General features: G+C 67.1%; 16 protein-coding genes and 1 tRNA gene. 8 read left to right on the forward strand and 9 right to left on the reverse strand.

The annotated features are described in order from the left end of the window. Window positions 1-593, forward strand: a 593-nt coding sequence (gene mspA / locus A5784_RS23530; protein ID WP_232006225.1) for a porin MspA, incomplete at its 5' end; no start/stop codon positions are given. 74 nt (window positions 594-667) lie between these two features. Here the strand turns inward: mspA and mscL are convergent. From mscL to A5784_RS23570, 8 genes are all read right to left on the reverse strand, one after another. Then, entirely contained in the window at window positions 668-1099 is a 432-nt protein-coding gene (gene mscL / locus A5784_RS23535) for a large-conductance mechanosensitive channel protein MscL (protein WP_064947293.1), read from the reverse strand. Between the two features lie 101 nt (window positions 1100-1200). After that, window positions 1201-1842, reverse strand: a complete 642-nt coding sequence (locus tag A5784_RS23540; protein WP_064947294.1) for an SAF domain-containing protein — start codon at window positions 1840-1842, stop codon at window positions 1201-1203. A gap of 70 nt (window positions 1843-1912) precedes the next feature. Next, window positions 1913-2239, reverse strand: a complete 327-nt coding sequence (locus A5784_RS37750; RefSeq protein ID WP_082945037.1) for an FmdB family zinc ribbon protein — start codon at window positions 2237-2239, stop codon at window positions 1913-1915. A 73-nt stretch (window positions 2240-2312) separates the two neighbouring features. Beyond that, on the reverse strand, window positions 2313-2504 hold the full coding sequence (locus A5784_RS38425; protein WP_156750732.1) for a hypothetical protein: 192 nt from the start codon (window positions 2502-2504) through the stop codon (window positions 2313-2315). Window positions 2505-2540: 36 nt separating this feature from the next. Next, complete coding sequence (locus tag A5784_RS23555; RefSeq protein WP_064947297.1) at window positions 2541-3419, reverse strand: universal stress protein; 879 nt, start codon at window positions 3417-3419, stop codon at window positions 2541-2543. Continuing rightward, window positions 3416-5242, reverse strand: a complete 1827-nt coding sequence (locus A5784_RS23560) for an amino acid permease (RefSeq protein WP_064947298.1) — start codon at window positions 5240-5242, stop codon at window positions 3416-3418. The genes A5784_RS23555 and A5784_RS23560 overlap by 4 nt, the downstream gene beginning before the upstream one ends. A 122-nt stretch (window positions 5243-5364) precedes the next feature. After that, on the reverse strand, window positions 5365-6648 hold the full coding sequence (locus tag A5784_RS23565) for a PucR family transcriptional regulator (RefSeq protein WP_156750733.1): 1284 nt from the start codon (window positions 6646-6648) through the stop codon (window positions 5365-5367). 19 nt (window positions 6649-6667) lie between these two features. After that, complete coding sequence (locus A5784_RS23570; RefSeq protein ID WP_064947328.1) at window positions 6668-7255, reverse strand: 5-formyltetrahydrofolate cyclo-ligase; 588 nt, start codon at window positions 7253-7255, stop codon at window positions 6668-6670. 39 nt (window positions 7256-7294) lie between these two features. Here A5784_RS23570 and A5784_RS23575 point away from each other — a divergent pair, with 39 nt between their 5' ends. From A5784_RS23575 to A5784_RS23600, 6 genes are all read left to right on the forward strand, one after another. Then, window positions 7295-8218, forward strand: coding sequence for a UTP--glucose-1-phosphate uridylyltransferase (locus A5784_RS23575; RefSeq protein WP_064947300.1), 924 nt, complete (start codon window positions 7295-7297; stop codon window positions 8216-8218). Window positions 8219-8263: 45 nt separating this feature from the next. After that, the gene (gene glp / locus A5784_RS23580) at window positions 8264-9523 is read left to right on the forward strand and encodes a molybdotransferase-like divisome protein Glp (RefSeq protein ID WP_064947301.1); all 1260 of its coding nucleotides are present in this window, start codon (window positions 8264-8266) and stop codon (window positions 9521-9523) included. Between the two features lie 2 nt (window positions 9524-9525). Then, window positions 9526-10179, forward strand: coding sequence for a GNAT family N-acetyltransferase (locus tag A5784_RS23585; RefSeq protein ID WP_064947302.1), 654 nt, complete (start codon window positions 9526-9528; stop codon window positions 10177-10179). Window positions 10180-10400: 221 nt separating this feature from the next. Then, entirely contained in the window at window positions 10401-11477 is a 1077-nt protein-coding gene (gene sepX / locus A5784_RS23590; protein WP_064947303.1) for a divisome protein SepX/GlpR, read from the forward strand. A 54-nt stretch (window positions 11478-11531) separates the two neighbouring features. Then, window positions 11532-11604, forward strand: a tRNA-Ala gene (locus tag A5784_RS23595). 74 nt (window positions 11605-11678) lie between these two features. Further along, window positions 11679-12125, forward strand: coding sequence for a hypothetical protein (locus A5784_RS23600; protein WP_232006226.1), 447 nt, complete (start codon window positions 11679-11681; stop codon window positions 12123-12125). Between the two features lie 18 nt (window positions 12126-12143). On the opposite strand, the gene A5784_RS23605 is transcribed toward A5784_RS23600, so the two are convergent. Further along, window positions 12144-12629, reverse strand: a complete 486-nt coding sequence (locus A5784_RS23605; protein ID WP_064947305.1) for a MarR family winged helix-turn-helix transcriptional regulator — start codon at window positions 12627-12629, stop codon at window positions 12144-12146. A gap of 489 nt (window positions 12630-13118) precedes the next feature. Here A5784_RS23605 and A5784_RS39695 point away from each other — a divergent pair, with 489 nt between their 5' ends. Continuing rightward, a complete protein-coding gene (locus A5784_RS39695) occupies window positions 13119-13250 on the forward strand; it encodes a hypothetical protein (RefSeq protein WP_286159438.1) in 132 nt (43 codons plus the stop codon).

Raw genomic sequence — 13250 nt, forward strand, 5'->3', positions numbered from 1 at the left:
TGTTCGTGAGCACCGGTACCGCGCACGCAGGTCTGGACAATGAGCTGAGCCTGGTCGACGGCCAGGATCGCACCCTGACAGTCCAGCAGTGGGACACATTCCTCAACGGCGTGTTCCCCCTGGACCGCAACCGCCTGACCCGTGAGTGGTTCCACTCCGGTCGCGCCAAGTACCACGTCGAAGGCCCCGGCGCCGCCGACTTCGCGGGCACCTTGGAGCTGGGCTACCAGATCGGCTTCCCGTGGTCGCTGGGTGTGGGTATCAACTTCAGCTACACCACGCCGAACATCCTGCTCGACGACACCAACATCAACCCGCTCTCGGCCGGCTTCAACCCGCTGGGCTCGGTCATCACCCCGAACCTGTTCCCCGGGGTGTCGATCTCGGCCGACCTGGGTAACGGCCCGGGCATCCAGGAAGTCGCCACCTTCTCCGTGGACGTCAAGGGCCCGGCCGGCGGCGTGGCGGTCTCCAACGCCCATGGCACCGTGACCGGCGCGGCCGGCGGCGTGCTGCTGCGTCCGTTCGCCCGCCTGATCGCCTCCACCGGCGACAGCGTCACCACCTACGGCGAACCCTGGAACATGAACTGACATCTCCCAGGAGACACACGGCGGCCCCCGGATTCATCCGGGGGCCGCTGTCGTCTTCGGGGTGGGGTTCCGGGCTAGGACGGCTTGTTCTCGCCCTTCTCGCCGTTCTCGCCCTTCTCGCCGTTCTGCTTGGCCTGTGCTGCAAGTAGGTCGCGGATCTCGGTCAGCAGTTCTGCCTCGGTCGCGTCGGGCTCGGGGGCGGGGCTGCGGCTCCGCCATGCGTTGTACGGCATGACGATCAGGAAGTACACGACCGCCGCGATCAGAACGAAGTTGATGACCGCCGACAGCAGGATGTTCAGATCGATGGCCTGATCGCCACCGATAGGGATCCGCAGGATGCCGTAGTCGGATTCTTTGCCCGCGCCGATGCGGTTGATGAGTGGGGTGATGATGCTGTCGGTGAATTTCGTGACGAGCGCGGTGAACGCGGTACCGATGACCACAGCTACCGCCAGGTCGACGATATTGCCGCGCATCATGAACTCTTTGAAGCCTTTTAACATGCGGGGACCCTTCCTGCAGTGACGATGGTTTGTGCAGACAAGCGAACACTAACCGAGGTGCGCAGGTGTCAGCAGAGTTCGGCCGTCGCTGCTGTGCACCGCTAATGCAACACAACGGTCACAGCGGCGACCAGGCTTGCTGCGGCCACATCGTTGGCAGGCCGCGCGGGCAGGGCCACCAATGCGACCCGCTCGCCGCCGCCCTTGGGCTTCTCTGACACCAGGACCACCACGGCGTCCGTGGCGATCACCCGCGGCCGGGATTCGTCGTTGTCGCCCGCGGTGAGCACGTCGACCACATCGCCGGGCCGGATCAGGTCGAGCACAGCGGTGTCCTGCAGTTGCAGCGGGACGATTCTGGCGTCCGGCCCCGCGGCTGACTCGGTCAGCCGAGGCCCGAGCAGGCGCACGTCGGTGAGCACTTCGCCGCGGCGGGCAGGCCCGGCGACCGTGGCGCCGATCAGGGCCGTGAGGTCGGTCTGGGCGCCGTCGGGCAGGGTGGCGGAGCTACGGCGCTCCATCCGGACGTCTTCAGCCGTCAGCGTCACGCCCGGGGTCAGATCATGGGCAGCCACCGCGATCTCGGCCTGCTCGCCTCTGGGATCGGCGCGCACGGCGGCAACAGCGGCAAGCACCACCAGACCAGCGGCGGCCGCGCGGCGGGCAGCGACCGTACGCGTCCAGTCCGGACGCAGCGCAGCGCTCAGCCGGCGCAGTGCCGAAGGGTTGAGGGATTCGGCCATGGCGTCACCGTAGGCGCCGCAATGCGACGCCGGAACGGTGTTGCCGTCGGCCTGTGGATAACTCGGCGGGTCAGCTCGACGCGGCGGCGGCCGGGGCGGAGCTGGAACTGCTCGACGAGCTGCTCGAGCTGCTGGAGGACGACGCGGAAGACGAGGCCTTCTCCGACGAGCTGGAGCTCTCCGAACTCTTGGCGGAACCGTTGGACGAGCTCTTGCCCGAATCCCGGTTGTCGGTGCGGTAGAAACCGCTGCCCTTGAACACCACTCCCACCGAGCCGAACAGCTTGCGCAGCTTGCCGGAGCACTTGGGGCAGGTGGTCAGCGCATCGTCGCTGAACGCCTGCACCGCGTCGAACCGATTGCCGCACTCGGTGCATGCATAGGAATAGGTAGGCACGAAAACCTCCGACTAAAGTCAATCTCGTTAGCACTCTACCGGCTCAAGTGCTAGAACCGCTACGTGGGTCGGGTCATTCCCGTCCGGCCACGCATGCGGACCGGACGGCGGACGGTGATCCGCTGCGGTCGTCGTGGCCCGACTCCCCGGCGACGATGAGCGCGCCGACCGTCATGATCGCCCATGCCCTGGATTTCGGCACCATCCAGCCCCAGGAGGCCGGCCCAACCGACACCAGCGCGACAGCCCTGTCCGAGCGAGTCATGACAGTCCTGGACGCGGGGCTACGCCCGCGGCACGGTCAGCGGCGCGGCACGATCATCACCGGAACCGGCGCGTGACGCAGGATCTTGGCCGCGGCCGAGCCCAGGAACACCTGCGCCGATTGTGCAGCCGCTCCAGATCCGAGCACGAGCATGTCCCCGGCCTCCCACGGCACGCTCTCCACCGCCGCGTTCCAGTCGTGTCCCGCGCCCACGACCACGTCAACGTCGGGAACCGTCATGTGCTCGCGAATATCGTTGAGCTGCTTGGTGATATCGGCGATGGTGCGGCGTGTCCACTGTTCCACCACGAGATCCTCTGCCGAGGACTCGATGATGCCGCGGAACGCCTTGGTGTTGCGCACCGTGAACGACACGATGCGCAGCTTCGCCGACCACTTCTCGGCCAGTTCGGCGGCGGCCGGGATGAGGCCGTTGATATCGGCCTCGCCGCCGTAGGACGCGGTGAGCCTGCGGATGCGCCCGGCGTTCTGCGGGTAGCCCCGGGGCGCGATGGCGACCGGTACCTCTGCGGTGTGTACGAGCCGTTCGGTGACGCTGCCCAGCGCGACCCGGCCCAGCAGGCCCGAGGACGATGACCCGACCACCACCAGATTGGCCTGGTTGGCCACCGCCAGTTCGATCAAACCCGTTGGTACGGAACTGGACTGATGGATAGTGGTCGGAATGTCGACGTCCTTGGGCAACCCCGCGACGGCTCGGTCCAGCGATTGCGTGGCCTGTGTCGTGATGTACCGCAGGTACTCGTCCTCGACCGGATCGCCCCTGGGCGGCCACGGCCGTTCCACCACGGCTGCCGCGACCACCTTGTCACCGGTCGTGCGGGCGAGCTGTGCGGCCAGGTTCAGCGGGGCACTGCCCTGACTGCTCGCGCTGAAGGCGGCCAGGATGGTCACGACGCAGGTTCCTGTGCTGCGGTCCGCGCCACCACATGGGTGACGGGGATCTGGTGCTCGGCGCGGGCGCGGTCGACCACATCGAAGCGATCCCACACCGAATCCTCCGGTGGCAGTGTCGAGATCACGATCTGGTCGGGATGGAAGGCGTCGACGGCCGCTGACAGGGCGCGCAACGGGCGGTAGTCGCCCAACTCGCCGTTGGCATCCAGGTCGTCGGCGCGCAGTGTCTGCAGCGTGTCGTCAAGCCGTTGCTGGGCAACCTGTTTCGTGGCCTCCCAGACATCCAGTGGTCCGTGGCTGGCCGCGGCGCCCGTCTCGATGGGGCTGGCGGGTACCACCACGTAGTAGGTGGCTTGCCGGTCGGCTCCGATGCGACGCAGTTCGTCGAGCAGCTCGCTGGACTGCACGGTCTGATTGGCCAGCACCAGCACCCGGTGCGGATGTTCGGTGGGTGCCACGCCTGCCACCTCGGGCCGGGTGCTCAGGTACCACCGGTTGGCCACGTACAGCACGATCACCACGGCCCAGGACAGCAGGCTCAAGGTCAGTGCGCTGCGGTTGTCGCCTCCTTGCACGAACATCTGCACCAGGATCGCGAAGATGCCGACTGCGGTGAGAATCGACAGGATGGGGAACAGCCACATCTTCACCTTGAGCTTGTCCGGCGATGTGCGGTAGCGCAGCACGATCTGAGAAATCGCGATGAGCAGGTAGACGAACAAGATCACCGCGCCGCTGGAGTTCAGCAGGAACGCGAAGATGGTGTCCGGCCAGAAGGCTGCGGCGATGACGCACAGGAGGCCGATCACCGACGAGGTCAGGATGGCCGGGGCGGGAACTCCGCGCCGGGTGACCGCGACCAGTTGCGGCGGCGCCTCGCGGCGGGCGGCCAACACGAACAGCATCCGCGATGCGGTGTACATACCGGAGTTCAGGCAGCTCAACACGGCGGTGAGCACCACAGCGTTCATGATGTGGTCGGCGTAGGGGATGCCCATCTCGGTGAACGCCGACACGAAGGGCGACGCCGCGACCTGCTTGCTGTTCCACGGCAGGATCGTCACGAGCAGGAACGCCGAACCGACGAAGAAGATCGCGATACGCAGGATCACGGAGTTGGCGGCCTTGGCCACGGCACGTTCCGGATCAGAGGATTCTGCCGCGGCGATGGTGGCGATCTCTGCGCCGACCATCGAGAAGATCACCGTGACGACGCCGACCGTGACGGCCGCCGGGCCCAGCGGGAAGAAACCGCCGTGCGAGGTCAGGTTCGAGAAGTCCATCGACTTGTGCGGCCAGGCACCGAAGACGAACAGCCCGCCCAGAACCAGGAACACGATGATCGCGGCGACCTTGACGCCGGCGAACCAGAACTCGAACTCGCCGAACGACGACACCGAAAACAGGTTGGTCGCCGTCATCGCGACCAGCAGGAGCAACGCTGTCAGCCAGATCGGGGCGGCCGGGATCCAGTACCGGATGATCTTGGCGCCTGCGATGGCCTCGAAGCCCACGACGACGACCCAGAAGTACCAGTAGAGCCAGCCGACCGAGAAGCCCGCCCAGTTGCCCATCGCGTTGCGCGCGTAGTCCGCGAACGAGCCGGTGGATGGATTGGCCACCGCCATCTCGGCAAGCATCCGCATGACCATGATGATCAGTACGCCGGCGAGCGCGTACGTGATGAAGGAGCCGGGGCCGGTGTCCTTGATGACGACGCCGGACCCGACGAACAGGCCGGCGCCGATGACGCCTCCGATTGCGATCATTCTCAGCTGTCGCTGGCTGAGCGCCTTTTTCAGCGCTGGTGCTTCACCCATTACTGACTCTTCCACGAGAAGTGATTCATGTCACAAGCTGGTAGAAGAGGAACGCTATTCCTTTGGGTGGCAATAGATGGCTGGAATTGGGGTCGAAATTGTCCGAAAGTTTCCGCGCGGGTTCAGACAGCTGTCGGACGGCCGCCGCTCGGCGTGTGGGGCTGGTACAGGCCGGCAAACCGGGCCAGTCGGATGCCGAGCATCAGCTCGAACCGGATCTCGCCGTCACCCAGATCGCCACCGACGGCCTCGGTGAGTTTCTCCAGCCGGTAATACAGCGTGGAGCGGTGCAGGTAGAGCTCCTCGGCGGTGCGCCGCGCATCGCCACCGGTGCCGAGGTACACCTCGAGGGTGTGGACGAGGTCGTCTCGACGTGCGTCGATCAGGGCGACGATGCCGGGGTGGATCAGCTCGATGAGCCGGTCGGGGCCGTACGCCTCGGCGAGCAGCGCCAGCGTTCTCCAGGACCCCAGCTTCGACCACGCCGTGACCTGCTGATCGGACGCGCCGATCTGCCCCAGCCGCAACGCCGTGCGGGCCTGCCGCAGCGCGACGGCGGCCTGCGTGATGGGCAGCCGCTCCGTCGATGCGCCGATGGCAGGCCGGATGCCGTAACTGGCAGCGACGGCGTCGGCCACGATGTCGGTCGCGGTATCGACGACGTCGAGGCTCGGAGCGGGGGAGGGAGTGACGGCTGCCCGACGCGCCACCGCCAGCACTGTCGTCGGCGAACCGGTGACGGTGAACCACTGTCGAGACCGGTCGGTCGCGGCCAGCCGCAGCCGCAGCGCCATGGTGTGGTCGACGGGATCGCCGGTGCCGGGCGCGCCCGGCTCGAACACGAACACGCTCACGGTGCTGTCGGGGTGGGCCATATCTCTGGCCTGCAGTTCCCGGACGGCCTGCTCGGCCTGCTCGCCGGGCGCGGCACCGAGCAATCGCATCAGCACGGTCTGCTGAGCGGATTCCTCGGCACGCAGCGTGGCATTGCGCCGGTCGAGGATCGTCAGAAGGTCGGCGCCGGCCTGCTCGGCCAGCCGCTGGCCTTCGGCGGGCAACGCCCCGTCGCGGTCGAGTATCCACAGGTAGCCGAAGCGTTCGGTTGCCGTGCGGACAGGCACGCAGTACCGGGGTACCAATCCGTGCTGCGGGAAGGCCGGGGTCCACATCGCAGAGTTCGCGGTGCCGATCCCGACGCCGAACAGATCGGCCTTGACCTCGGCGCGCGTCTCGCGCAGCAGCACGCTGTGCACGCGCACATCGTCGAGTTCGCCGAGCTGGCGACTGTGGGTGATGGGGTGCAGCTCCTCGTCGTCGAGCAGCACGGCCCGGCCCAGAGTCTGGGCGAGCACATCGACGATCAGCTGCATGCGGGCGCTGAAGTCAGCGGTCACCGGCTCGGGCACCCGCTGATTGTCGTGCAGCTCACTGGCCAAGGAGCTCGACACCCCCTTTCGGCGTCATCACGTGCGTCATCCGGATGTCGTGGGGTTCGGCGGGCAGTTCGTCGAGCAGTTCGTCGTCACGCACCACGGCGATCAGTTTCGTCCCCGCGCGCGCCGCACTCAGGGTGCGGTCGTAGAAGCCTGCGCCTCGACCCAACCGCGCGCCGGATCGATCCACTGCCAGCGCGGGCACCAAGATTATGGCGGCTTGATTCACTGTTTCGGCGGGTAAATAGGGGGGTGCGGGTTCGCGCAGTCCGAAATCTGCCGACTGCAGGGTGCCAGGCCGATAATCGGCCCACTGCAGCGGCAGCGGCACGCCGTCGGCCCCGTTGCGAGCCACGGGAAGCAACACCCGGCAGCCGAGTTCGAGCAACCGATCAAGGAGAGCGATGGAGCCCGGTTCGGAACCGACAGGTACGTACGCACACACGGTCTGGCCGGGGACGATGAGATCGGGCAGCCAGCCGCACAGCGCCTCGGCCTCTTCGGCATGTTGCTCCCGCGGTATCGCGCGTCGCGCCCGCAGGAGCGCGGCTCGTAGCTCGCTCTTCGTCGGTGGGGTCACAACCTCCACCATTTCAGAACGCGCGTTAGGGTGTGAATGATGACCACGTCTGCGAAGCCGCCTGTGCTGCCTATTCCGCACACGGCGGTTGTTCCGGCTGCGGGCCTGGGGACACGATTTCTCCCCGCCACCAAGACGGTGCCGAAAGAACTGCTGCCGGTGGTCGACACGCCGGGCATCGAACTGGTCGCCGCTGAAGCGGCGGAGGCCGGTGCCGAGCGGCTGATCATCGTCACCTCAGAAGGTAAGGACAGCGTCGTCGCGCACTTCGTCGAGGACCTGGTGCTGGAGGGCACGCTCGCGGCCCGCGGCAAGGTGAAGATGCTCGAGAAGGTGCGTCGGGCGCCCGCCCTGATCAAGGTCGAATCGGTCGTACAGGCCGAGCCGCTCGGCTTGGGCCACGCCGTCAGCTGTGTCGAGGCCAGCCTGCATCCCGACGAAGACGCCATCTCCGTGCTCCTGCCCGACGATCTGGTGTTGCCGACCGGTGTGCTGGAGACGATGTCGCGGGCACGGTCCAAGCGCGGCGGCTCGGTGCTGTGCGCGATCGAGGTACCCGGCGACGACATCAGCGCCTACGGCGTGTTCGACGTCGAGCCTGTCGCCGACTCCAACAATCCCAACGTGCTGCGCGTCAAGGGCATGGTCGAGAAGCCCAAGCCCGAGGACGCCCCGTCGCACTACGCCGCGGCCGGCCGCTACGTGCTGGACCGCGCGATATTCGATGCACTGCGCCGGGTTCCGCGTGGCGTGGGCGGCGAGATCCAGCTCACCGACGCCATCGCGCTGCTGATCGAGGAAGGCCATCCGGTGCATGTGGTGGTGCACCGCGGCGCTCGACACGACCTGGGAAATCCCGGCGGCTACCTGATGGCTGCGGTTGACTTTGCGTTGGAACGCGACGACTACGGCCCCGAGTTGCGGCGGTGGTTGGTCGAACGGTTGGGCCTGGCCGAGAAGTAAGAGCCGCGCGTCGGGCCCGGTAGAGACGGGATAGGAAGGCGTGTTGTGCGTTCGGTGGAGGAGCAGCAGGCCAGGGTGGCCGCCGCCGCGGTGGCGCCTCGGCCGGTGCGGGTGGCCATAGCCGAAGCGCAGGGGCTGATGTGCGCGGAAGAGGTCGTGACCGAGCGGCCGATGCCGGGATTCGACCAGGCTGCCATCGACGGGTACGCGGTGCGCAGCGTCGACGTCCTCGGCGTGAGCGACGACGGTGACGCGGACGAGAGCAGCAACGGCGAGATCAGCCTGCCGGTGATGGGTTTGATCGAAGCGGGAGCGCGGACGCCCAGCCGGCTGCAGCCGCGGCAGGCAGCCCGAGTGCAGACCGGTGCCCCGATGCCGACGCTGGCCGACGCCGTGTTGCCGCTGCGGTGGACCGACGGCGGGCAGAACCGCGTGCGGGTACTGCGGGGTGTGCGGTCCGGCGCCTACGTGCGGCGCACCGGCGACGACGTGCAACCCGGTGACGTTGCGGTGCGGGCGGGCACCATCATCGGGCCTGCCCAGGTCGGCTTGCTTGCCGCGGTCGGCCGCGACCGGGTGCTGGTGCACCCGCGCCCGAGGCTGTCCGTGATGTGCGTCGGCGGCGAGCTCGTCGACGTATCCCGCACGCCGGGCACCGGGCAGGTCTACGACGTCAACTCCTATGCGCTGGCAGCGGCGGGGCGCGATGCCGGAGCCGAGGTGAACCGCGTCGGCATCATCAGCACCGATCCCGGCGAATTGCGGGAAACCGTTGAGGGCCAGGTGAATCGGAACGAGATCGTGGTGATCGCCGGCGCGGTTGGCGGGGCTGCGGCCGAGAGCGTGCGTACGGTGCTCGCCGAGCTGGGCGAGATGGAGGTGGTCCGCATCGCCATGCACCCGGGCTCGGTGCAGGGCTTCGGGCAGCTGGGCCGCGACCGGGTACCTGTGTTCTTGTTGCCCGCCAATCCGGTGAGCGCGCTTGTCGTATTCGAGGTGATGGTGCGTCCGCTGATCCGGTTGTCGCTAGGTAAACGCCAGCCGATGCGGCGGGTGGTGCAGGCCCGCACCCTCTCGCCGATCAGCTCGGTGGCCGGTCGCACCGGCTATCTGCGCGGCCAGTTGATGCGCGATCAGGACAGTGGTGAATACCTCGTGCAGGCCCTCGGGGGCACGCCGGGCGCGTCCACCCACCTGCTGGCAACGCTGGCCGAGGCCAACTGTCTGGTCGTCGTCCCGAGCGAAGCCGAACAGATCCGCACCGGCGAGACCGTCGATGTGGCGTTCCTGGCTCAGCGCGGCTAGATATGACCCTCTTTCGCTCGGGTGGGATCCACCCAGGTTGGCCCGACCCACTCGGCCCGCTGCGGGTGCCCGCAGGCGTGGTGAAGCTACGTCCGGTGCGGTTGCGCGACGCGGCGGCGTGGAGCCGGATCAGGCTCGCCGACCGCAACCACCTGGAACCGTGGGAGCCGGTATCGGGTGCGGATTGGACTGTGCGCCATGCTGTTTCGTCGTGGCCGGCGGTGTGCTCGGGGCTGCGCGCAGAGGCCAGGAAGGGCCGCATGCTGCCGTACGTGATCGAGTTGGACGGGCAGTTCGCCGGTCAGCTCACCATCGGCAACGTCACGCACGGGGCGCTGCGCTCGGCGTGGATCGGGTACTGGGTGGCCAGCGAGAAGACCGGCGGCGGCATCGCGACCGGGGCGTTGGCGCTGGGTCTCGACCATTGTTTTGCCGGCGTGCGGCTGCACCGCGTCGAGGCGACCGTGCGGCCGGAGAACGCGATCAGCCGGGCGGTGCTGGCGCGGGTCGGTTTCCGGGAAGAGGGCCTGCTGCGGCGCTACCTGGAGGTCGACGGGGCGTGGCGGGATCATCTGCTCGTCGCGATCACCGTCGACGAGATGAAGGAATCGGCCGCGCAGGCGTTGGTCCGCGCCGGCCGGGCGAGCTGGGCCTGACCGCTCGTTCGTCGAGATTGCGTCCAGGGTCGTGGATCCGCCTGAGCCACGACCCTGGACGCAGTCTCACGACGCCAACACCGAGCAACCTGTTACTAATGTGACACGTGTGGCTGTTGGTGCTTGTCTCAGTTGAATTACAGGTGTGTAATTGACCTCGGCGCGCCGCCCACGGATGCGCTGGTCACAGACCTAGCCTGATGGGGAAAGGAGCAGGCTTCATGCCAAGCATCCCCCAGTCTCTGCTTTGGATTTCTCTCGTCGTCCTCTGGCTTTTCGTGTTGGTCCCGATGTTGATCAGCAAGCGTGACGCGGTCCGTCGCACCAGCGACGTCGCACTCGCCACGCGGGTTCTCAACGGCGGTCGCAACGCGCAGCGGCTGCGGCGAGGTCCGGCCGCAGGCCACCACAGCGACCCGCACTGGCAACGGTCCGGTGACCACCTCGACGAAGAGCTCGACGACGAGTTCGAAGAGGCGAAGCCGGAGCGGACGGTGGTTGTCGTTGCGCCGGTCGCCGAGCCTGCCGAGCCCGATTACCTCGACGTCGACATCGTCGAAGAGGATTCCGGTGCGCTGCCCGTCAGCACTCTGCAAGCCGAGGAGCCCGCGACCGACCAGTTCGAGCACGTCGAGGTCGAGCCCGAGATCAGCGCTGCCGAGGCTGAAACCGACCAGCTGCCAACGGATCTTGACGAGCCGGTCCAAGCCGATGAGCAACCTGCCGACGAGCAGGCTGCCGACGAGCAGGCCGACGGCACCGCCGACGAGTACGAGTACGTCGCCGACTCGTCCGGGCTGGAATCCGAGCCCGACGAGGACGGCGAGGACGACGCCGAAGAGGCGCCCGCAGCGGCGTCGGTCAAAGACTCGCGCAGCCGCCGTTTCGAATCCAAGACCGCCGCCGCGGTGAGCGCCCGCAAATACAAGTTCCGCAAGCGGGTGCTCGCAGTGTTCGCGGCCCTGATGGTGTTCTCGGCCGCCGCGGCATTCCTGCTGACCCCGTCGGCGTGGTGGGTTCTTGGCACCGTCGCCACCATGACCGTGCTGTACCTGGGCTACCTACGCCGGCAGACCCGCATCGAGGAACAGCTGCGCCGCCGCCGCGCCCAGCGCATGATGCGGTCTCGGCTGGGCGTGGAGAACACCGACGACCACAAGCTCGACGTCGTGCCGTCCCGGTTGCGGCGACCCGGTTCGGTGGTTCTCGACATCGACGACGAAGACCCGGCTTTCGAGCACCTGGACTACGTGCCGTTCACGCGCGAATACGATCTGCCGCGCGCGGCCGGGCAGTAACCAGCCGGTTTCAGTTCCCGGCCCGCGGGCTGGTAGCCTTTCGTCTCGGTATCAGGGGCTATGGCGCAGTTGGTAGCGCGACTCGTTCGCATCGAGTAGGTCAGGGGTTCGATTCCCCTTAGCTCCACAGAAAAACCCCAGCTGGTCTGGGGTTTTCTTGTTTCTGGGCGGAGACCCGGCTGATGCCGGACAATCCAACCCGTGAGTACGCCGGTGTTCGTGGTCGTGCTGGTCCTGGGCATCCTCGGCGTGCAGGTGCTGATCTGGATCCCGATCATCTTCTGGTTCCGGCGGCGTAGCCGCGCCGCCGCGGCGCAGTTGACGACGGAGCTGGAATCCGAAGGTGTGGTGCGCGGTCCGGAGAAGGGTGTCTATCGCGGGGCGACTGCGCCCGGCTATCCGATGGTGTGCAACAACGGGCTGATCGCGCTGAGCGGTCGACGGCTGTTGTTCCGGACGCTGACCGGCAAGGCCCTCGAGATTCCGGTCGCCGCGATCAGGGGTGTGCGGCTGGCCAAGGCATTCAAGGGCGCGGTGGTGGGCGGGCGCGAGCACCTCGTGGTCCAGATCGCCGACGGCGAGGTCGGCTTCTTCGTCGCCGACAATCCGGCATGGGTCGCTGCGCTGACTCCGGCCGCGCGCCGATGACGTAGCGAAACCGTTGGGCTACAGCGGCATCGGGTTGTAGAGGTCGACGGCATAGTCGTCGCCGAAGTGGTCGTGCAGCGTGCGCAGCACTGCCGCGCATGCCGCCCGGTCGTCGGCGTTGATGGTGTCGAGCACGCGGCTCAACTCCCGCCGGCGCCGAGTGCTCACCTGCTTGACGAGTTTGCGGCCCTGGGCGGTGAGTTCCAGGGTGACGATGCTGCGGTTGGTCGGATCCGTGCCGCGGACCAGATGACCCGAGCTGTGCAGCCGGTCGGCCAGACGGGTGACGGACGAGCCGACGACGCCGAGCGCGCGTGCGCAGTCCGACGACGTGGACCGGCCGAGCTCGGAGAGGATCAGCAGCAGCCGGAACTGCGGCAGCGACACCTCGAGTTGCTCGACGCTGCGTAGTGCCACGCCCACCAGGTCGCGCGTTGCGACCTCGAATGCGACGAGTTCGTCGACCGGCGTCTTCGTTGTCGCAACCTGATTTGCGGTGGCCATGGCGAAAAGTATCCCACGTCGTGGGCATTTTCAGGTGGCCGGATTTCTCGAAATCACAGGTTTTGCATAGTACAATGCTTGCGTTAAGCAAGATGGTGGAAGAGGCTGGGAAATAACGGATTACATGATCATAGGGAGGCGAACGGTGTGACGCTGTGGACGGACGGGCCGGAGCTCTCGGTGCAGGTTACGCCCTACGGCGCCAACTGCCGGTTTAACACAGGCCCGCCGAGGACGGCTGGGAAGCCGACGGTGAGCTGTTGCGCGCGCCACGCCGAGGACGACGATTTCGGCCAGGCCGGTACGTGATGCGTCCGTCGTCCGCCTGCAGTACTGGCGCAGCATTGACAGCGAGCTGGGAGCACGCATCGAAAAGGCTGTGCACCAAGGGAGCTGATGTGCGTAAGGATTGCGTCAAGACACTTGCCGGATGCCGGGGTATTCCCCTGCAATGGTCGCTGTGACTGCGACCGACCAGTGCCGGCATCTATGACAAATCTGCTCGAGCTTCTCGTTATGCTTGCCGTGCCCGTAACGATCCTGCTGGCCTGCCGCTACCTCAACCTTCGGGGCGACCGGGTGGCGCGCAGCCGGCAGCAATCGATCGGCGGCACCCGCTGA

The organism is Mycobacterium sp. 852013-50091_SCH5140682 (genome assembly GCF_001665685.1).
In the GTDB taxonomy this organism is placed as follows: domain Bacteria; phylum Actinomycetota; class Actinomycetes; order Mycobacteriales; family Mycobacteriaceae; genus Mycobacterium.